An 18,920-nucleotide genomic window follows, 5' to 3' on the forward strand; every position below is an offset into this window, starting at 1 on the left:
GGAGCCCGGCCGGATCGGCGTCGAACTCTCCGAAGAGTTCCAGCTCCACCCCGAACAGTCCACCGACGCCATCGTCATCCACCACCCCGAAGCGAGCTACTTCAACGCGGGAGGCCGGGCATGACCACCTTCTCCTTCGAGTTCTTCCCGCCGAAGACCCCGGCCGGCGAGCGCGCGCTGTGGGACACGGTCCGGCGCGTCGAAGCCCTCTCCCCGGACTTCGTCTCGGTCACCTACGGCGCCGGCGGGTCGTCCCGTGAGCGCACCGTCGCCGTCACCCGGCGTATCGCGGCCGAGACGACCCTGCGCCCCGTTGCCCATCTCACCGCCGTCGGACACTCGGTAGCCGAACTGCGCCGCATCATCGGCCAGTACGCGGACGCCGGGATCCGCGACGTCCTCGTCCTGCGCGGAGACCCGCCCGGCGACCCAAGGGGTGAGTGGATTCCGCATCCCCAAGGTTTCACCCACGCCCACGAGTTGGTGGAACTCGTACGCTCGCTCGGAGACTTCACCATCGGCGTCGCCGCCTTCCCCGAGGGGCATCCCCGCGCGTCCTCGCCCGCTGCCGACCTGCGCCACTTCATCGCGAAGTGCGCGGCGGGCGCGGACTACGCGATCACGCAGATGTTCTTCGATGCCGAGGACTATCTGCGCTTCCGGGACCGGGTGACGGCCGCAGGCTGCCATACGCCCGTCATCCCCGAGATCATGCCCGCGACCGACGTTCGCCAGATCGCCCGCTTCGCCGCCCTCGGCAACGCGGCTTTCCCCGAGGATCTGGCGCACAGGTTGGAGGCGGCCCGCACCGATCCCGCCGCCGCACACCGGATCGGTGTCGACCACGCAACCGCCATGGCCGAACGGCTTCTCGCCGAAGGCGCTCCGGGCCTGCACTACATCACGCTCAACCGCTCGACCGCCGCGCTGGACATTCACCGGAACGTTCAGGCAGCGCGCCCCGCGACGCCAAGCCCTCGGATCTCAAGGAGCCTCCATGTCAACTGAGTTCACCGACTTCAAGGTCGCCGATCTGTCGCTTGCCGCCTTCGGCCGTAAGGAGATCACGCTCGCCGAGCACGAGATGCCCGGCCTGATGGCGATCCGTGCGGAGTACGCGCCCACCCGGCCGCTCCAGGGCGCGCGTATCACCGGCTCCCTGCACATGACCGTGCAGACCGCCGTCCTGATCGAGACGCTGGTGGCTCTCGGCGCCGATGTCCGCTGGGCGTCGTGCAACATCTTCTCCACCCAGGACCATGCCGCCGCCGCGATCGCCGCTGTCGGCATACCGGTCTTCGCGTGGAAGGGTGAGACGTATGAGGAGTACTGGTGGTGCACCGAGCAGGCGCTGACCTGGCCGGGCCACAGCGGACCCAACATGATCCTGGACGACGGCGGTGACGCGACTCTCCTCGTCCACCAGGGTGTCGAGTACGAGAAGGCCGGCTCCGTGCCCGACCCGGCGACCGCCGATAACACCGAACACCGTGTCGTACTGGAGACGTTGACCCGCTCGTTGCGTGAGACGCCCCGCAAGTGGACCGAGTCGGCCGCCGGGATCCGCGGCGTCACCGAGGAGACCACGACCGGTGTGCACCGCCTCGTCGCGATGCACCGTGACGGCGAACTGCTCTTCCCCGCCATCAATGTGAACGACGCGGTGACCAAGTCGAAGTTCGACAACAAGTACGGCTGCCGGCACTCCCTCATCGACGGCGTCAACCGTGCCACGGACGTGCTGATCGGCGGCAAGGTCGCCGTCGTGTGTGGATACGGCGACGTGGGCAAGGGCTGCGCGGAGTCCCTGCGCGGCCAGGGAGCCCGCGTGATCGTCACCGAGATCGACCCGATCTGCGCGCTCCAGGCGGCGATGGACGGGTTCCAGGTGACCACCCTGGAGGACGTGGTCGAGTCGGCGGACATTTTCATCACGACCACCGGCAACAAGGACATCATCCGTATCGAGCACATGCGGCGCATGAAGCACCAGGCGATCGTCGGGAACATCGGCCACTTCGACAACGAGATCGACATGGCCGGCCTGGCCGCAGAGGAGGGCATCGTCAAGGACGAGGTCAAGCCGCAGGTCCACACCTGGACCTTCCCGGACGGACGGTCAGTCATCGTGCTGTCCGAGGGGCGGCTGCTCAACCTCGGCAACGCGACGGGGCACCCGTCCTTCGTGATGTCCAACTCCTTCGCCAACCAGACCATCGCCCAGATCGAACTCTTCACCCGGACCGGCGGCTATCCGACCGGTGTGCACGTGCTTCCCAAGCACCTGGACGAGAAGGTCGCGCGCCTCCACCTCGACGCCCTCGGGGTGCGGCTCACAACCCTCCGTCCTGACCAGGCCGCGTACCTTGGTGTACCGGTCGAGGGCCCGTACAAGCCGGACCACTACCGTTACTGAGTGACCGTCATATCCACGGAGGGCGAATCCATGTCCGACCAGGCCCGTGATCCGGAGCTTCCCGGCCGTCTCCTGCTGACCGAGCGGGACGCGCTGCTGCCACTGCTGCGGCACACCCCCGAGGACCACTTCGCCCTCCGTACCGCCTGCCCCGGCTGGACCGCGCGCGATGTCCTCGCGCACTGTGCCGCCGCGCTCGTGCGGATCGTGGAGGGGCGTCTCGAAGAGGGCGTGTTCTCACCGGAGTCAAACGCCGCCGATGTGGCGGAACGCGCCGACTGGCCGCTGCCGCGCGTGCTGGACGAGCTGGAGCGCGGCTTCACCGAAGCGGGCCCCGCCATCGCCGCCCATGACGACGGTTCGCTCGACACGGTGGCGCTGGGGGAGTGGGTGCACGCGGGGGATGTACGGGAGGCCTTCGGTGTACCGGGGGCGTACGCGGGCGCCGGAGCCACGCCCGCCCTGCCGCTGCTCGCTCTGGCGAGCCGCCGCCGGGACACGCCCCTGCTCCACGCCACACTGACCGGCCACCCGGAACCGGTGGTGCTGGGCGACCCGGTCGAAGGCCGCCCACCGGCCCGCCTGACGGCCGACATGCCGACCCTGATCCGCCTCTACTCCGGGCGTCCGCTCGTCGGCACGCGCTACGACCTGCACGGAGCCGAGGAACACGAACTCGTCATCTACAGCTGAGCCCTCGTACATACGCGGCGTCGTCCGCGAGCCAGAGTCGCAGCGCCGCGTGGCAGAGGTGGTGATACGTCGCGTACCAGACAGAATGCCGCACAGTAGTCGATCGGCTACTGTGAGTCGGCATTCGCTCATACGGACCAGGAGCCCGGCATGCACCCATTCGACCCCGGCTACGCTCACGCCCCGTACGCCGCTCTCGTCGGCGACTACCCGGGACCCGAGACATATCCGCCCGAGGGATTCCGAGTGGAGTGGGGCCCGATCTTCCACCGAGGCCGACTCGACGGCACGGCGCGTGTCCTTGTCCTCGGCCAGGATCCCGCCACCCACGAAGCCATCACCCGCCGCATCCTGGTCGGCACCGCCGGCCGTCGCTTCCAGGGTTTTCTCAACAAGCTCGGTATCGACTCCAGCTACGTGCTGATCAACACCTACCTGTACAGCGTCTACGGTCAGCGGGCCGGTGACGCCCACGCCAACGACCCCGACATCGCGCGCTACCGGCACCGATGGCTCGACACCCTGGTCACCCACAACCAGATCGAAGCGATCATCTCCCTGGGCGGACTGGCGAACACCGCCTTCGACACCTGGAGGAAGGACTCCAGCAGTGCCCCCTACGGCGGGGCGTATGCGCACATCCTGCACCCCACGTACCCCGACAGCGCCGCGGCCTCCGGTACCGATTTCCACGTTGCCATGAGCCGGCTCATGACCGACTGGAACGGTGCTCTGACCGCTCTGAGCGCCGACGTCACCCCGGACGTCCAGCGACCGCTCGTGCCGTACGGCGAAGCCTTCACCCCACCGGACTTGGGCGTGATCCCGGAGGCCGACCTGCCACCCGGGTTGCCTTCCTGGATGCGCTCCGACGAACCATGGGCGGCGCGCCAGGGAGCTGACCCCAAAGAGAAGCGCGCCACCATCACGGTGCGGATCCCCGAGGACGAAAGACCCTTCTAGGTCCTGTCCGGCCGGTCCTGGGCAAGCTCAGGCCGTACTGACGATCTGGAACGCCTCCGCGAAGCGGCCCGGCGGGAGGCCGCCGTCGCGGGCGTGTTCGGACAGCCAGTCTCCCAGGAGGCCCGCCAGGTCCTCGAAGTGCGCGGTCTGCGACGTGTGGATACGCAGCGCGTCGACCTTGCGGCCGAAGACCGACGTGACGTCGACGTACTGGTTGGGTGTGGGCCCCGTCATCAGCCACAGTTCAGGTACCGCCCACGGCTCCAGCCCTTCTCCCTTGAGGAGTTCGGGGTGGGCGAAGGGGTTCCGTGCCTCGGGGTAGACCGCGCGGAGTGCCGCGTCGCCCACCGCCCGGTGGTCGGGATGGAGATCGGCGACCCGCCTCCAGTTGATCTCGGGGCTGGGGATGACGGCCCGCTGCGGCCGTACGTCCCGGATCACCCGGCACAGATCGCGACGCAGCTCCACGCCCGCCTCGACCAGGCTGTCCGGATAGCCGAGGAAGCGCACGTCGTGCACCCCGCTCAGCTTCGCCGAGTGGACCTGTTCCGCGCGGCGTAGATCCGCCATGGCCTGGCGGGGCAGCTTCTCGTCGTAACCGCCGGCGCCGCCGTCCGTGACGATGCAGTACGTGACGCGGGTCCCTCGCGCGATCCATCGCATCACCGTCCCGCTGACGCAGAACTCGATGTCGTCCGGGTGCGCCGCCACGACCAGCAAGCTGGCGGGAGCGCCCCGGTCGGCGGCGGAGTCGGCCCTCAACTCGGTCCTCAACTCATCCATGCGCCCAGCCTGTTGACCTCGTCCATGGCGGGCAAGGCCGGAGGTGTGGCGTGTCCGAGACATGGCACTTACGCGCCAGTCAAAAAATTGGTAGGTTCAAATAAATGGTCGATTCAGATGATCCAGGATTCGGAGGCGACCGGCAGATGTGCAGGATCTTCGGTTCTTTCGCCGGCGAGGCCACCGCCCCCGAGCTGGCCGCGGTCTCCGCCCGCCAGCGACACGGCGGTCCCGACGGGCGTGGCGTGCTCACTGGCCGGGGCTGGTCGCTCGGCTGCGACCGGCTCGCCGTCACCGACCCCGGCCGGGGGACCCAGCCGTACCGGCTGCCCACCGCGCCCGGCGTGCTGGCGGTGCTCAACGGCGAGATCTACAACCACCGTGAGCTGCGCCGTCGGATGGCCGCTCGCGGCCACCGCTTCCCCGACTCCTGCGACGGCAGCGTGCTGCCCGCGCTCTACCTGGAGTACGGACCCCGGTTCGCCGAACACCTCGACGGGATGTTCGCCATCGCCGTCCTCGACCGGCGCACGACGGCCGGCCCCCAACTCGTGCTCGCTGTGGACGACATGGGGATGAAACCGATCCACTACCACGTCGCGGCCGACGGCTCGGTGCGCTTCGCGTCGGAGATCCCCGCGCTGCTCGCCTTCGACGGGGTGCCCGCCGACCCGCGTGAGGAGTCGCTCGACACCGTCCTCGCGACGAAGACACCCTTCGGTACGGAGACCGCCCTGCGCGGCATCAAGGTGGTCCCGCCGGGCACCACGGCCGTCGCCCGCCCCGGCTCGGGTCTGCGGGTGCACCGGCGCGCGCCGTACCGGACGCCACCGGTCACCGGAACCGCCGGCCAGGATCTTGAGGAGACGCTGCGCGTCGAGACGGAGCGCCTGGCCGACGCCGACGTCCCCGTGTGCGCCATCACCAGCGGCGGGCTGGACTCCGGACTCGTCACCGCGCTAGCGGCATCCGGCGCACGTGCCACCGGCGGCGCGCCGCTGCACAGCTTCCATCTCACCTACCGCGGCCGGTGGCCCGACTCGGAGCACACCTACGCGCGCGCCGTGGCCCTGCGCTCGCGCACCGTGCACCACCAAGTGGAGGCGGACCCGGCCGAGTTCGCGTCCCTGCTCACCCGCACCGTCCGCCACCTGGGCCAGCCCAACGCCGACCCGATCGCACTGAGCACCTACGCGCTGTTCCGCGCCGTCCACCAGTCGGGCTTCAGCGTCGCGCTCACCGGCGACGGCGCGGACGAACTCTTCGGCGGCTACGACCGCCTGCGCGCCGCGCTCGCCGCACCCGAGGGGGCGGACTGGGCAGGCGGCTACGCCGACGCCCTCGCCGCTGTCCCACGCATGCTCCGAAACCGTCTCTACACCCCTGCGTACCGCGCGTTCATCGCCGAGCGCGGCTCCGACGGGGACCGGGTCCTCGCCGAACTCCGGGCGTCCGGCACCGACCGGCTGACCGCGATCGTCAACTTCGAGACCCGGTGGCGGATGCCCGCCTACCATCTGCGCCGTGTCGACCACCTCAGCATGGCGTGGGGGGTCGAGGCCCGGATGCCGTTCTGCCAGCCCAGGGTCGCGGCGCTGGCCCGCGCTCTGCCCGCCGAGGACCTGCGGGGCAAACGGGCGCTGTACCGGGTCGGCCGCGACCTTCTCCCGCCGTCCGTGCTGCGCCGTCCCAAGCAGCCATTCACCCTGCCCGTCGCCGCCATGATGACGTCCGGCAGCCCGCTGATGGACGCGGTCCAGGACCTGCTCTCACCGGCCCGGCTGCTGCGCGGCGGCCGGCTCAGGCCCGACCGCGTCCAGGCGCTGATCACCCGTCAGCTGTCCCGCCCGTCGGGACCGGACGCCCTCGCGCTGTGGGCGCTCGCCGTGCACGAGCTGTGGACGGAGGTCGCGCAGGGGCTCCGGGTCCCCGTCGGATGCGCCGCGTGATCGTCGACGTGGTGCGGGTCGCGGGCGCCCCCTGCCCGACCCTGGTGATCGACCGCGAGCAACTGCCGCGCGGCGCACTGGCGTTGCGGGACGAGCTGGTCGGCGTACGCCGCTGGCTGGAGCGCACCGGGCGCGCCGGGATCGCGAAGATCGCGTTGTACGGCACGTCCCGCGACCCGGCCCACGACCTCGACTACCGCTTCGTGCAGTCGCTGCCGGGCGGTTTCGACTTCCGTACCGGGTGCGGGCACTCGCTGCTGGCCTGCGTCGTGGCGGCGGGGCGGCCCGGCCCCGTCAGGGTCCACGCGCTGACGACGAACCACACGGCCGTCTGCGAGCCGGAGCCGAGCGGCGGCGCGTACACGGTCCGGCTCAACCGCCCGGAGCAGGCCCGCCCGCTGCTGCCCACCGGCAGGCCCGTCGACAGCGTCGGCGGGCTGCGGGTGTCCCTGGTCGACTTCGGCAATCCGTACGTGTTCGTGGACGCCGCCGACCTCGGACTGTCCAGCCCCGGTGAACTGCCTTCGGAGGAGGGGGTCTTGCTGGTCCGACTGCTGCGTGTCCGGGCCCGCGCCGCCCGGCTGCTCGGCCTGCCCGCGCACGGCGCGCTCCCCAAGATCGCCGCGGTGGCCGCGTACGGGGCGGGCGGACTCACGGTCCGCGCCGTCGCCACCACCGGCTGGCACCCGTCCCTCGCACTGACGGGCACAGCCTGTCTCACGGCTGCCACGACCGTCCCCGGCACCGTGCCCCACCGCCTCGCCGGCCGCGAACGGGACGCGGCCCCCGGCCCGTACACCCTGCGCGTCGACACACCGGGCGGACCGGCGTACGCGTCCGCCGACACCTCGGCCCACACGTCGGGCCCACGGCTCGACGCCGTGCGCGTCCACGGCAAGCGCGCCACCGTACTGGAAAGGGCCCTGCCCCTGCCGTGGCGTATCCGCGTCACGGCGTGAACGCGCAGCGTCCGAGCCCGCTTTCGCCGTCTTTCCTCTGCCACTGTGGAGGTCGCGGAATCCCGCGGCTCCCGTCCGGAGAAAGACGCGGTGAAGAATGAAATTCGAGAATCTACGCGTCGTGGTGACCGGCGCGTCCCGTCAATTCGGCCGTTCACTCGCCATCGGATTCGCCCATCTCGGAGCCGAGGTCTATGTATCGGCCCGTACCGTCGAAGCCGCCGAACGCACCCACACGGAAGTCATGGGAGCGGCCCGTGAGCGTATTCACGCATTCGGCTGCGACCTGAGCAGGCCCGCCGAGATCCGTGCCTTCGCCCGGCGCGTCGCCGAGCGCACCGACCGGGTGGATCTGCTGGTCAACAACGGCGCGCGCTGGCTGGACGGCCTCGAACTGGACGACGCTTCCGACGACGAGATAGTCGAGACCATCGAGTCCACCGCCGGCGGCACGGTCCTGATGGTCAAGCACTTCCTGCCGCTGCTGCGGGCTTCGGGCCGTCCCGACATCGTCAACATGGTCGCCGTGCGCGGAGACCACGACGGAGCCGGCTCGCCCGCGCACGAGGCGTTCTACGCGGCGAAAAGCGCGCAGGCCGGATTCGCCGACATTCTCGCGCGCCGGCTGCGCTCGACGGGCATACGCGTCTTCTCGCTCTATCCGCCGGACTTCTCCACCTCCGACCCGCGTTCCGCGGAATGGGAGGGGACCGGCCAGAGCCGCCCGACGGTTGAGGAGAAGCTGACCACCCAGGCCCTCTTCGAATGCGTCGTCTACGCGGTCGAGCAGCCGCGTGACTGCTTCATCCGCTCATTCCACTTCGAACCCCGCTGAGCATCGCACCGCGTCTGCGTCACTCCGCGTCAAGGAGGTCCACTCCGTGAGCACCCCTCTCTGGATCACCGCGACCCCGCCCGTCCCCTCCTCCGAGCTGGAGATCGGGCAGCTGGCCGGCCCGTACGTGGCCGCCGATGTCCTGGCCCGATTTCTGCGGGCCGACGGCCAGCCGGTCCTCTTCACCACCGGCACGGCCGATCACACCGCCTCGGTCCAGTCGCGGGCGCTGCGCACCTGCCGGGACCCGGCCGAGGTCGCCGACGGCTACCGCGCCGCCATCACGGCCGACTGGCAGCACTCCCGCATCGAGTTCGACCGCATCGTGCATCCACGGCGCGACCGCGGCTACGCCCGCTGGACGCAGGAGATGTTCACCCGGCTCTACACGGAGGGCGTCATCGCCCCACGGGCCCGCACCGTTCCCTACTGCGTGCCCTGTGCCCGGTGGCTGCACGGAGCCCTGGCCAACGGCCGCTGCCCACGCTGCGGCGCCGGGGGCGCCGGCGGCATGTGCGGCGAGTGCGCCCTGCCCAAGGACGGCGGAACGCTGCTCGACCCCCGCTGCGCCCGGTGCGGATCCGCCGCCGCCGCGCGCCGATGCCGGACACCGCACCTGTTGCTCGAACCGTTCCGTGACGCGCTCGCCGAGTACTGGGAGGCCTCCGAACTGCCGCCCCGGCTCGCGGCCCTGTGCGAAAGTCTCGTGGAGGACGGGCTGCCCGACATTGCGGTGGGCCATCCGGGGGACTGGGGCATCCCGGTGCCCGTCGACGGCTTTCCCGGACAACGCGTCGACGCCTGCTTCGAGGCCGCCGCCATGCATCTGTTCGGCAGCGGCTACGACCGCAGACCGCTGCCCGAACGCACCGTGCACTTCGGGGCGTTCGAGCACACCTTCTGCCACGCCGTGCTGCTCCCCGCCATCCTGCTGGCCCAAGGGGTCAAACTGCCGCAGGAGTTCTGCGTCACCGAGACCTACGGCACGCCGGACGGCGGGGACGCCACGTGGGCGCTGGACCTGCTCGTGGAGTACGGCTCCGACGCGCTGCGCCGCCATGTCCTCCAAGCCCGCCCCACCGGCCACCGGGTCGACTTCCGGGTCGGCGAACTGGCCGCCACCCGCCTCGCCCTGGACACCACGTGGAACGGCTGGCTGGAGCGGCTGTTCACCGCAGTACGGGAGGAGAACGGCGGGCGGATGCCGGACACCGCCCCGGACGGTGCGGGCTGGGAGGCGCAACTGCGCCGGGTGAAGCACGCGTTGGCTGAGCTACGGGACGCGTACGGGCCCGGGGCCTTCGATCCGCGCCGGGCCGTCGCCGTCCTGGACGAGATCGTCGAGTCCACCGCCGCCTTCGGACACCTGAACGCCCACCAGCGCGCCCGGCCGAGCGCCGAGGGACGGCATCTGCCCTCCCTGGCCGCGCAGTTGAGCGTGGCGGCGGCGCTCTCCGCGTGGGCGCGGCCGGTCATGCCGGAAGGTTCCGACCGGCTGGCCGCGGCGCTCGGCATCGAGCCGGGCCGCCCGGTGACCCTGGACGCCCTCAACCCGCCGGTCCCCGGCACCCGCCTGCTGCGCGCCACCGGCCGGGTCTTCGGTTTCTGACCCGTGCCCTACCTCCGGCGCCGGCCCGGTGGCCGGACCCGGCGCACCGTGAACCCTTCCCTGCGATCCCCGCCGCGTGGCCGGGCGCCTGTGGTGACACGACACGTGGCTCTCAACCGAGGAGCTTCCCGTGTCCCCACGCGTCGCCATGCTCAGTGTCCACACCTCGCCGCTCCACCAACCCGGTACCGGGGACGCGGGCGGCATGAACGTATACATGGTCGAACTGGCCCGGGCGCTCTGTGAACAGGGCGCCCGGGTCGACCTGTTCACCCGCTGCCGCGGTGAGGGACGGCCGCCCGCCGTGCCTCTCGGCCCCGGCGTCCACGTGCGGCATCTGCACGCCGGACCGTGCCGGCCCCTGACCAAGGAGGACATGCCGGGGGTGCTGCTGGAGTTCTCGCTCGCACTGCTGCGCGCGGCCGGCTCCGGCCTCCCGTACGACCTCGTGCACTCGCACTACTGGCTCTCCGGCCAGGCGGGCAGCCTCGCCGCCGCCCGCTGGGGCGTCCCCCTCGTACACACCATGCACACCCTCGCCCAGGTGAAGAACCACACACTGGCGCCGGGAGACATCCCGGAACCGGCGTGGCGGGTCCGGGGCGAGCTGGACGTCGTACGCGCCGCGGACCGGCTGATAGCCAACACCGCCGAGGAGGCGGGCGCGCTGGAGACGATGTACGGGGCCGACCCGTCGCGAACGGAGATCGTCAACCCCGGCGTGGACACCCGCGTCTTCTGTCCCGCCGGGGGACGGGCCGTCGCCCGCGCCCGGCTCGGTCTGCCACCCGGGGCGCTGATCCCGCTCTTCGCCGGCCGTATCCAGCCGTTGAAGGCCCCCGATGTTCTCATACGGGCCGTCGCCGAGGCCCTGCGACTGGAGCCCGGCCTGCGCCGGCGGCTCCTGGTCCCCGTCGTCGGCGGACTCAGTGGCTCCGGCACGGCCGCGCCCGGCGCGCTGCGCGAGATGTGCGCACGGCTCGGCGTCCTGGATGTGATGCGCTTCGAGCCCGCCGTCTCACAGGGCGAGTTGGCGCACTGGTACCGGGCGGCCGACCTGCTGGTCGTACCCTCGCGCAGTGAGTCGTTCGGCCTGGTGGCCCTGGAGGCGCAGGCGTGCGGGACGCCGGTACTGGCGTCGGCCGTCGGAGGCCTGACCACGGCGGTACGCGACGGTGTGACCGGCCTGCTGGTGCGGGGTCACGAGCCGGCGGAGTACGCCCGGAGGCTGCTGTGGCTGGCCGGCCGACCGGAAGCCGGTGCGTCGATGGGGGAGGCCGCGGTCCGTCACGCGCGGACACTGAGCTGGGACGCTGCCGCGGGGCGCACGCTGGCGGTGTACGAGCGTGCCATGACCGCCGTGCCGCACAGCATGGGGCAGAGGCGGCGGCACGCCCCTGCCCCTACGGCCGCCCCCTCCTGGAGGAACGGGAGAGCCGTGGCACGAGTTTAACAGTTCTTTTGGTAGGACCAAAAGAGTGGTGGTCTTAAGTGTTGTCGAAACGTATTGCCGGTGAATGCTTTTGACGGTGCCTCTGTTTCTCTTTGTCTTCTGTCGTTCTTGATGACGCGTCCGCGCCATGGCAGGTCCACGACGGAAGAAACTCTGGATCGGCGGCACGGAGTGGGAGATTATTTAAATGTCTTCACCGGAGACCCGGCGGCACGGGCCCGGTGAAGGGAAAGTCCCAGTCACTGTTCCGTTGATTTCCCTGGAGGAAGCATGTCTGCAGTAGTTCGCGGCACCGGAATTCGCACTGTGGCTCGTCAGCTCGCCGTGGCTGTCGTTCTCTGTACGGGCGTGGCCCTGCCGCCGGTGCTGGCGGCCGACGCGGAAGCGTCCACGCGGGTGTCGGCCGCGGACGGCGAGTGGCCCGCCCCCCAGCCCGCCACGGTGGGGCCCGTGAACGCTTCTCCCGGTGACGGCGAATGGCCCCGGCCGGCCTCCACACCCGTCCTGGCCTCCGACGACGGCGAATGGCCCACTCCTCCCCAGGCCTGATCGCCCCGGTCCAGGACCGACAAGCGGCCCGCACGACCCGAACCGGGTCGTGCGGGCCGCCCTCGTTCGAACGCCGGCGTTCCGGCGGCCGAGGCCGGCGCCGAAGCCCGCGGAGGATATCCGGCGGTCAGTTCTTCTTGGCCGACCGGCAGTCCGGGCATTCGCCTTTGAAAAGCAGTTCGGTGTCCGCGATGCGCCATCCCCTGAGCCCTTTGCGGGGCGTCGGTGGAACATTCGATTCCACATTCTCCACGCGCCCGCACTTCACACACAGGGCGTGGTGGTGCGGGGTGCCCGCGATTTCGAATACGGCCGGCCAGCCGGGCCGTTCGAGCTTTGTGGCCAGGCCGGTCTCCAGGAAATGCCGGAGCATTTCGTAGACCGCCTGGCTGGTGAGTGCCCCCAGTCGCTCCCGCGCCGCCGAGGTGAGGGCCTCAACGTCCATGTGCCCGCCCGCGGCGAGGAGTTGCAGGATCTCCAGACGGCCGCCGGTCACGCGCAGCCCCGCATCGCGCAGCCGCTGGATCATCACGTCGCGCTCGGTCGCCACTGCTTCGCGTGTCATCTCGTCGCCGCCCGATCGCCGCCTGGTCAGACCAAAACTTTGCAGGCATCGTACCTCTTGGCCCTTCAGGGGCACGGGCGGACGAGATGGCTTCGGCGGGACGCGCTCAGTCCAGCCAGCCGAGCCGGGTGGCGCGGACCCCCGCCTCGAAGCGGCTGGAGGCACCGAGATCCGCCATCAGCTCGGAGAGCATGCGGCTGACGGTACGCAGGGAGACACCGAGGCTGCGCGCGATCTTCTCGTCCTTCATCCCGGACGCCAGCATCCGGATCGCCGCCCGCTGCTGCTCGGTCAGACCGTCGCCGCCCGGCTCGGGGCCGACCATCTCACCGTAGGGCGTCGCGGTGTGCCAGCAGTACTCGTACAGCGCGAGATAGGAACGGACCAGCGCGGGCCCCCGGGCGAGGATCGCTCCGAGGGTCGGATTCTCCGGGTCCAGCGGAATCAGCGCGAAGTGGTGGTCCGCGATCACCATGTTCATCGGGACGACGGGGGACATCCGGATCTCCGCGCCCTGCCGCGCCTTCCGGCGGAAGTACTCGGCCTGATCGGGCACCGAGACGAATCGCTGGTTGAAGATCGCACGGATGCGCACGCCTTTGTCCAACTGCCGCAGGTCGCGCTCCAGTACACGCTCGGGGATCTCCCGCTGGAGCGTCCCCGGATGCATCGTCGCCTCTTCGTGCTGGACGACATGGCTGATGTCCTCAAGCACCTGCTGGATGCGCCGGTAATCGGTGAGGACTTCCACCTCGACTTCGGATTCCTGGGTGAGGGTGCCGGCCCGTAAAAAGCGCTCCGCCAATGTTTCGAGCGCGCCGTACGACCGGTTCGCCTCGGTGATGTGCGTCTGAAGCCGTTCCTGTTCCCTGTGAAGCAACCGAAGCATCGCGATCTCCGGATCAATGACCGCCACCGCGTCCGATTCACTCTCGGACGGCGCGCCATTCTCCAGAGCGAGCCGATTGTCGTGTTTCGCTCCGGTCGGCGCGATGAGTCCCAGACCCAGTAATTCGGAACGACATCGTTGCCGTTCCTCGCTGTCGAGCTGCATATCCGCCACGACATCGTCGTAGCTGGAGGCACCCCGAGCCCGGAGTTCCTGATAAAGCGACTGTGTCAGATCAGCCGACTGCGTACGTATTCGGTCGGATCTCGTCATGCGCAGCGCCCCCTGTGCCTATCTGGAAACATCGCACCCAGTCACACCTTAGTCACTGATGTGGTGAGCGTCTCGTGCCGATGATCGTCGGTGTGACGCCAGTCACTTTACCGACCGGCATACGAGCAGGACACCGAGTGTCCGATGATCGAGGCGCTGCTGCTTGCGCTCGATCACACGGAGCCCCGCCGTGCGCAGCTGATCAGCCAAGTCGTCCTGTTCCACGATCCACTTGGCGGTCCCGAAGACCGACCGGCTCACGCGTGTCTTCCTCGACCGCTCGGTGTGATAAGTGATCCGTTCGGTCATGGTGTCGAGATCGAAGACCTGCCGCGCGACGACCTGCTCTCTCACGCCGTCGAACCGTGGCACCTCGAACGACCAGGAACGGCGCGGGTGTTCGGCGAGACCGTGCCGTTCGTGCGCGGTGTAGTCGAGCGCGAACGATCCGCCGGCGCCGAGATGGGTGGCGATCTCACGCAGCAGCGCCGGGCGCGTGTGCGGGGGCACCGCGGCCACCATCGCCCCGGCGAGCAGGACGAGTTGGTACGTCCGGTGCAGCTGGAGCTCCGCGAGGTCGGTGTGTGTGGTGCTGATGAGGCGGTGGGTATGCGGGCCGATCCTTGCGGCCCACGCCCGCAGGCGGGCCAGACTCGCCGGATCCCGGTCCATGGCCTCCACCTGGAAGCCGTGCCGGGCGAACGGGACGGCGAGCCTTCCCGCGCCGGAGCCGAGGTCGAGGATCGGGCCGCCGGTCTTCCTGGCCAGGGTCAGATACTCGATGATGTCGGCACTGTACGGGCCGACCAGCGCATCCTGGAGCCAGGCGTGATTCCCGTCGTCAGGCGCGGCGGACTCCAGGCCGGGCGGGGGGAATACGGGGCCGGACGGGATCACGGACGGCAGGACCGGACCGAGTCCGGTTCGGGCGGGCGTCCCGGTCGGTGTACGCATCGCTCCTCCAGGAGGCGCTCGGTCTGGTCCCTGCCGTCCATGCTGTCCGGCGTGACCTCCCGTGCCGCCGGGGGCCCGCCGAATGTCATCGTGGCCGGAACCAGGCCCCCCGGGCCAGTGAACAACGCTGCGCGTCCACGCCATCGCGTGGACGCGCCAGGGTAGTTGGAGGGTGAGGTCGCTCCGGTTGAAGGGGGAGGGCCTGCCGCGGCGCCCGGCGGGGTGCCGCGTGCCTCACAGTCCTCGCAGCAGCCGCGTCCCCGAGCCCTGGAATCCCCTGCGGACGAAGAAGCCGCGGGCCGGGTCCTGTTCGCTGTGCAGGGAGACCGCCTGCCGCTTCGCGTCGTGCTCCCGTATCCGCTCCGTGACGGCGACGAGCAGGGCCGTGCCGATGCCCGTGCCGCGCAGCGAGGGCGAGGCGCAGAGGGAGTACACCTCGCCCTCGCCCGCCGTGGGAACACCGCCCGCCGCCGCGCCGACGACCGTTCCTTCGGCATCGATTGCGACCAGCCAGCCGAGCCATCCCGGTGCACCGCCGGGAATTCCGATTTCTGCCTTTATTCGAGTGAGTGAGCAGTTGGTACTTACCAAGTGCCCGACGGCCGACTCGGCAAGAATCCCGGTGTAGCTGTCGCGTATCGCTTCGGCCAGGAGTCGCGATATCGCGAGTGCCTCTACGGGGGTCGCTGAGCGCACCTCCATGGGGGGCATGGGTTCTGTACCTCCTGGGCGCAGCGTGAACTTCAAGAGTCCAATAATAGCTGCCAATTGGCTGCCCGACCCGTCGAACCCTAATTACGAGGGTACTTAGTTAATGCGTAGATAATTAACCGGGTATTGAGCAACAGGCCAGGATCAGAGGCGTCGCTCCGGCGATGACGGCAGTCGTGGCGAACAGCCCTTGCAGGACGGCGTGACCGACCTGGCGTGGAGTCAGCAGCCGTCGTACCCGCAGTACCGCGGAGGGTCCGCCCATCGCGAGAGCCGCCGCCGGAGCCTGTCCGGCCGCCATGGCGTACAGCGCAAGAGCCAGGGTCTCGCGCGAACACCGGCGCAACGCGCGGTCGTCGGCGGCCATTTCCAGCAGCAGCGGTACCTCGCGCCGCATCCCGCCGGCCAGGGGCAGCCGGGGGAAGGCGGCGGCGAACGCCTGGACGGCCAGGGTCATCAGGTGGTGGCGGCCCGCGATATGGGCCCGTTCGTGCTCCACCGCCGCGTTCAGCTGACACTCGGTCAGTGTGCTCAGGGCGCCTGTGCTGACGATCACCTGGGGTGCCCGGCCCGGCAGGCAGTAGACCGCCGGGGTGCTGTGTTCGAGGACGGTCGCCCGCAGCCCCTGGTTCCGCTTGCCGAGCAGCGACAGCAACTCCGCGTGCCCGGCCCGCTGTCGGCGCGCGCGGACGATCTCGCGGAGAAACGCGGCGCAGGGCAGCATGATCGTCGCGACGGTAGCGCCGACCGCCACGTAGTCGATCACGGCCAGGGACGACAACATCGAGGGACCCGGCGGCCGGCACCGTTCGGCGCTCCAGGGCAGGCACTCCTCGGTGAGATGGGAGAGGCGGTGGCTGGTGCGGTACGGCAGGAGCGCCTGGAGGACCGACAAGGCCAGGCCCGCGGTGAAGAGCGCTCCCAGCAGCGCCCAGACGCAGATCGCCAGGCGTGGTGCGTGGTGCGCCCAGTGTCCGCGCGCCAGCGGTATGGGCAGCAGGAAGCCGGTGGCCAGGGCGAGCGCGAGCGGCGGCAGAAGGTGGTGATTCACCGGCGATCGCCGTCCGCGGCCGGGCGGACCACGGCGCGCAGCGCGGCGTCGAGGGCCTGCACATCCTCGCTCGACATGTGTTCGACGAACTGGAGCAGAGCGCCCTTACGGTTCTCCGTACTGCCCAGGGCCTCCTGCATGAGCCGGGCCGTGTACTGCTCCCGGCTCTGCGTCGCTTCGTACACCCAGGCGCGGTTGATCTTCTCGCGTCTGAGCCAGCCCTTCGTGTGCAGGATGTCCGCCACGGTCATGACGGTGGTGTACGCGACCGGCCGGGTCCCGTTGATGTCTTCCACGATCCGGCGGACCGTCGTGGGCTGTCCCCAGCGCCACAGTCGGTCCATTATCTCGGCTTCCAGCTCACCCAGCGGTCGCACGATGTCCCCTCTCCGTACCTGAACAGCCTTACGGTGTGCTACCCGGCACATCGTAGAGCGCTCGCCCCAAAGGGAGATTTTTGTACCTCTGCCGGGTATCGCCCAGGAACGGGAGTGGCCGGGCCCTCAGTGCCCGTGCTCGCCGGATTCCTCGGTCTCGCCCGGCTGCGTGGACGGCTTCGCTCCGGAGTCGCTGCCCGTGGCAGGTACGTCGACGGTGAAGGCGGCCGTGCGGACCTCGCCCTTGTGCTGGAAGTCGAGGAACAGCCGGTACGCGCCCGAACTGGGCGCCGTGGCGGTGAACGACACCTCCGGCCCCGGCTTGGTGACGCCGTCGCCCGGCTCGCCGTTCGGGTGGACGTGCAGATACGCGAGGTCTCCGGCGCGCAGGGCGACGAGATGGCCGTAAGCCCCGAGGTAGGGCTGGAGGTTGGTGACGGGCTTGCCGTCCTTGCTGACGGTCAGCTTGAGTTCGTTCGCCTTGCCGGGGGTCAGGGCGCCGTCGAGGGTGACCCGGTAACCGTCGACCTCGGCGGTGTTCCCGGCCTTCGGAAGCGCGGCGGGCTCGGACGTGCCGGAGACGGCCAGGTCGGCGCCGAGCGTCACACCTGTCGCGCCCTTCTTGGCTGGCTTGAAGTCGGCGAAGGCCCGGTAGCCGCCGGCCGCGGGCAGCTTGGCCCGGACGCTCCAGGTGCCGTCGGCGGCGCGGGTGGGGTGCAGATGCCGATAGACCGTCAAGTCCCTTGACGCGACGATGAAGTGCAGCTCCTTGCCGTGCTCGCGCTGGTACGCGGTGACCTTGCGCCCGCTCTCGTCCTTGACGGAGAAGCTGAGGAGGGCCGACCTTCCCTCCGCGACGCGTGGCGTGTCGAGAGCGAGCGTGTAGCCCCCCTCGGAGATCTGCAGGCCGCCGGCCGGTGTGGTCTCGTGACCACCCCCCGGTGCCTCCTCGTGCCCGCCCTTCGCCTTCTCACCCGCTCCCTCTTCTGTCTCCGCGTGCTCGTCGTGGGCAGCGGGCGGTTTCTCGGCCACGACGGGGTCGATGCTCGTGCCGACGCCGTACGCCGTGCCGAACGTGGCGGCGATCGCGGCGCCGAAGGCGGTGATCTTCAGTCCCGTGTTCATCGGGGTCTCCTTCGTGAAGGGCCACTCCGCAACGGCGGCCAACACTCTTCAACATACCCTCCAGGGGTATCTAGTCAAGTCGGGTGACGCCCTTGCGTCGTATACCCAGGGGAGGTATATATGGATCTCGTCATCCACATACCCCCTCGGGGTATCCGTTCGAACTGGGGAGCAACCATGTCGTCCTGCTGTACTCCTGAGGGCAGCTGCCACACCGATCAGGCCGCCGACGGCGCGACGGCGGTGCCCGCCACGGCCACCGTCGGCGACGGCCACACCACCGTCTACAAGGTCGGCGGCGTCAACAGCGCCCACTGCCAGGGCGTTGTCACCAAGGCGCTCACCGGCCTGGACTCCGTCATCGGCGTCGAGGTGGGCATCGGCACCGGCCTGGTCACGGTCGTCACCGGCGGTGAGGCCGACGACGCGCTGATCGCCGAGACCATCGACGAATTCGGCTACGACTTCGCCGGCCGCGCCTGACGCCGCGGCATCTGAACCATCCGGGACGGGGTCGCCCCTGCGGCCCCGCCCTCCAATCCGCAGTCCGAGGAGCAGACGTGACCACCACGACGACGACCACGACGACCGGCACGACACCTGGCGCTACGCCCGCCGCCGCCTCGGCTGAGGTCGAGCTGGCCATTGGTGGGATGACCTGTGCTTCGTGTGCGGCTCGTATCGAGAAGAAGCTGAATCGTATGGACGGTGTCGAGGCGACCGTCAATTACGCGACGGAGAAGGCCAGGGTCAGTTATCAGGGCGA

The 18,920-nt window shown here is 69.9% G+C and carries 20 protein-coding genes; 12 read left to right on the forward strand and 8 right to left on the reverse strand.

All coding sequences use genetic code 11. The features are described 5' to 3' along the window. Window positions 1-120: 120 nt before the first annotated feature. The 4 genes from metF (at window position 121) to ACIBLA_RS37265 (ending at window position 4,072) form a co-directional block, all read left to right on the forward strand. Complete coding sequence (metF, locus tag ACIBLA_RS37250) at window positions 121-1,008, forward strand: methylenetetrahydrofolate reductase [NAD(P)H] (protein ID WP_363246828.1); 888 nt, start codon at window positions 121-123, stop codon at window positions 1,006-1,008. Continuing rightward, window positions 998-2,416 carry an adenosylhomocysteinase gene (gene ahcY, locus ACIBLA_RS37255; RefSeq protein ID WP_363246829.1) on the forward strand — a complete coding sequence of 473 codons (1,419 nt, stop codon included), beginning with the start codon at window positions 998-1,000 and terminating at the stop codon, window positions 2,414-2,416. The genes metF and ahcY overlap by 11 nt, the downstream gene beginning before the upstream one ends. A gap of 30 nt (window positions 2,417-2,446) precedes the next feature. Beyond that, a complete protein-coding gene (locus ACIBLA_RS37260) occupies window positions 2,447-3,109 on the forward strand; it encodes a maleylpyruvate isomerase family mycothiol-dependent enzyme (RefSeq protein ID WP_363246837.1) in 663 nt (220 codons plus the stop codon). A gap of 150 nt (window positions 3,110-3,259) precedes the next feature. Then, window positions 3,260-4,072 (forward strand): uracil-DNA glycosylase family protein, encoded by an 813-nt coding sequence (locus tag ACIBLA_RS37265; RefSeq protein ID WP_363246830.1) that lies wholly within the window; start codon window positions 3,260-3,262, stop codon window positions 4,070-4,072. 27 nt (window positions 4,073-4,099) lie between these two features. Here ACIBLA_RS37265 and ACIBLA_RS37270 read toward each other — a convergent pair whose 3' ends face one another. Further along, the gene (locus tag ACIBLA_RS37270) at window positions 4,100-4,855 is read right to left on the reverse strand and encodes a PIG-L deacetylase family protein (RefSeq protein ID WP_363246831.1); all 756 of its coding nucleotides are present in this window, start codon (window positions 4,853-4,855) and stop codon (window positions 4,100-4,102) included. Window positions 4,856-4,959: 104 nt separating this feature from the next. Between ACIBLA_RS37270 and asnB the strand changes: the two genes are divergently transcribed. The 6 genes from asnB (at window position 4,960) to ACIBLA_RS37300 (ending at window position 12,209) form a co-directional block, all read left to right on the forward strand. Then, the gene (asnB, locus tag ACIBLA_RS37275; protein ID WP_399201118.1) at window positions 4,960-6,804 is read left to right on the forward strand and encodes an asparagine synthase (glutamine-hydrolyzing); all 1,845 of its coding nucleotides are present in this window, start codon (window positions 4,960-4,962) and stop codon (window positions 6,802-6,804) included. Further along, window positions 6,801-7,763 (forward strand): PrpF domain-containing protein, encoded by a 963-nt coding sequence (locus ACIBLA_RS37280; protein ID WP_399201119.1) that lies wholly within the window; start codon window positions 6,801-6,803, stop codon window positions 7,761-7,763. The genes asnB and ACIBLA_RS37280 overlap by 4 nt, the downstream gene beginning before the upstream one ends. A gap of 97 nt (window positions 7,764-7,860) precedes the next feature. Then, the gene (locus ACIBLA_RS37285; RefSeq protein WP_363246834.1) at window positions 7,861-8,598 is read left to right on the forward strand and encodes an SDR family oxidoreductase; all 738 of its coding nucleotides are present in this window, start codon (window positions 7,861-7,863) and stop codon (window positions 8,596-8,598) included. 46 nt (window positions 8,599-8,644) lie between these two features. Next, complete coding sequence (locus ACIBLA_RS37290) at window positions 8,645-10,207, forward strand: class I tRNA ligase family protein (RefSeq protein WP_363246835.1); 1,563 nt, start codon at window positions 8,645-8,647, stop codon at window positions 10,205-10,207. A gap of 148 nt (window positions 10,208-10,355) precedes the next feature. Continuing rightward, the gene (mshA, locus tag ACIBLA_RS37295) at window positions 10,356-11,660 is read left to right on the forward strand and encodes a D-inositol-3-phosphate glycosyltransferase (protein WP_399201125.1); all 1,305 of its coding nucleotides are present in this window, start codon (window positions 10,356-10,358) and stop codon (window positions 11,658-11,660) included. 270 nt (window positions 11,661-11,930) lie between these two features. Then, entirely contained in the window at window positions 11,931-12,209 is a 279-nt protein-coding gene (locus tag ACIBLA_RS37300; protein WP_399201120.1) for a hypothetical protein, read from the forward strand. Between the two features lie 127 nt (window positions 12,210-12,336). Here ACIBLA_RS37300 and ACIBLA_RS37305 read toward each other — a convergent pair whose 3' ends face one another. The 7 genes from ACIBLA_RS37305 to ACIBLA_RS37335 all read right to left on the reverse strand — a co-directional run bounded on the left by ACIBLA_RS37305 (window position 12,337) and on the right by ACIBLA_RS37335 (window position 18,154). Next, window positions 12,337-12,849: a transcriptional repressor gene (locus tag ACIBLA_RS37305; protein ID WP_363246890.1), complete on the reverse strand. Its 513-nt coding sequence runs from the start codon at window positions 12,847-12,849 to the stop codon at window positions 12,337-12,339. A 31-nt stretch (window positions 12,850-12,880) separates the two neighbouring features. Beyond that, window positions 12,881-13,663 (reverse strand): LuxR C-terminal-related transcriptional regulator, encoded by a 783-nt coding sequence (locus ACIBLA_RS37310; RefSeq protein ID WP_399201121.1) that lies wholly within the window; start codon window positions 13,661-13,663, stop codon window positions 12,881-12,883. A gap of 375 nt (window positions 13,664-14,038) precedes the next feature. After that, complete coding sequence (locus tag ACIBLA_RS37315; RefSeq protein WP_363246888.1) at window positions 14,039-14,890, reverse strand: class I SAM-dependent methyltransferase; 852 nt, start codon at window positions 14,888-14,890, stop codon at window positions 14,039-14,041. Window positions 14,891-15,124: 234 nt separating this feature from the next. Beyond that, entirely contained in the window at window positions 15,125-15,601 is a 477-nt protein-coding gene (locus tag ACIBLA_RS37320) for a GNAT family N-acetyltransferase (RefSeq protein ID WP_363246887.1), read from the reverse strand. A 115-nt stretch (window positions 15,602-15,716) separates the two neighbouring features. Continuing rightward, on the reverse strand, window positions 15,717-16,652 hold the full coding sequence (locus ACIBLA_RS37325) for a M56 family metallopeptidase (RefSeq protein WP_399201122.1): 936 nt from the start codon (window positions 16,650-16,652) through the stop codon (window positions 15,717-15,719). Then, a complete protein-coding gene (locus ACIBLA_RS37330) occupies window positions 16,649-17,029 on the reverse strand; it encodes a BlaI/MecI/CopY family transcriptional regulator (protein WP_363246885.1) in 381 nt (126 codons plus the stop codon). Before ACIBLA_RS37330 ends, ACIBLA_RS37325 begins: the two co-directional genes overlap by 4 nt. 126 nt (window positions 17,030-17,155) lie before the next feature. Then, complete coding sequence (locus ACIBLA_RS37335) at window positions 17,156-18,154, reverse strand: hypothetical protein (RefSeq protein ID WP_399201123.1); 999 nt, start codon at window positions 18,152-18,154, stop codon at window positions 17,156-17,158. Window positions 18,155-18,331: 177 nt separating this feature from the next. Here ACIBLA_RS37335 and ACIBLA_RS37340 point away from each other — a divergent pair, with 177 nt between their 5' ends. Next, window positions 18,332-18,637 (forward strand): heavy-metal-associated domain-containing protein, encoded by a 306-nt coding sequence (locus ACIBLA_RS37340; protein WP_363246883.1) that lies wholly within the window; start codon window positions 18,332-18,334, stop codon window positions 18,635-18,637. A gap of 77 nt (window positions 18,638-18,714) precedes the next feature. Next, a partial coding sequence (locus ACIBLA_RS37345; protein WP_399201124.1) for a cation transporter occupies window positions 18,715-18,920 on the forward strand: 206 nt, incomplete at its 3' end.

This window comes from Streptomyces sp. NPDC050433, assembly GCF_044458565.1.
Lineage (GTDB): Bacteria > Actinomycetota > Actinomycetes > Streptomycetales > Streptomycetaceae > Streptomyces.

Excerpts from the sequence above, each read along its gene's own strand:
- metF (WP_363246828.1), top strand. The coding sequence starts at position 121 with ATGACCACCTTCTCCTTCGAGTTCTTCCCGCCGAAGACCCCGGCCGGC.
- ahcY (WP_363246829.1), top strand. The coding sequence starts at position 998 with ATGTCAACTGAGTTCACCGACTTCAAGGTCGCCGATCTGTCGCTTGCC.
- ACIBLA_RS37260 (WP_363246837.1), top strand. The coding sequence starts at position 2,447 with ATGTCCGACCAGGCCCGTGATCCGGAGCTTCCCGGCCGTCTCCTGCTG.
- ACIBLA_RS37265 (WP_363246830.1), top strand. The coding sequence starts at position 3,260 with ATGCACCCATTCGACCCCGGCTACGCTCACGCCCCGTACGCCGCTCTC.
- ACIBLA_RS37270 (WP_363246831.1), bottom strand. The coding sequence starts at position 4,855 with ATGGATGAGTTGAGGACCGAGTTGAGGGCCGACTCCGCCGCCGACCGG.
- asnB (WP_399201118.1), top strand. The coding sequence starts at position 4,960 with ATGGTCGATTCAGATGATCCAGGATTCGGAGGCGACCGGCAGATGTGC.
- ACIBLA_RS37285 (WP_363246834.1), top strand. The coding sequence starts at position 7,861 with ATGAAATTCGAGAATCTACGCGTCGTGGTGACCGGCGCGTCCCGTCAA.
- mshA (WP_399201125.1), top strand. The coding sequence starts at position 10,356 with ATGCTCAGTGTCCACACCTCGCCGCTCCACCAACCCGGTACCGGGGAC.
- ACIBLA_RS37300 (WP_399201120.1), top strand. The coding sequence starts at position 11,931 with ATGTCTGCAGTAGTTCGCGGCACCGGAATTCGCACTGTGGCTCGTCAG.
- ACIBLA_RS37310 (WP_399201121.1), bottom strand. The coding sequence starts at position 13,663 with ATGCTTCGGTTGCTTCACAGGGAACAGGAACGGCTTCAGACGCACATC.
- ACIBLA_RS37315 (WP_363246888.1), bottom strand. The coding sequence starts at position 14,890 with ATGCGTACACCGACCGGGACGCCCGCCCGAACCGGACTCGGTCCGGTC.
- ACIBLA_RS37320 (WP_363246887.1), bottom strand. The coding sequence starts at position 15,601 with ATGCCCCCCATGGAGGTGCGCTCAGCGACCCCCGTAGAGGCACTCGCG.
- ACIBLA_RS37335 (WP_399201123.1), bottom strand. The coding sequence starts at position 18,154 with ATGAACACGGGACTGAAGATCACCGCCTTCGGCGCCGCGATCGCCGCC.
- ACIBLA_RS37340 (WP_363246883.1), top strand. The coding sequence starts at position 18,332 with ATGTCGTCCTGCTGTACTCCTGAGGGCAGCTGCCACACCGATCAGGCC.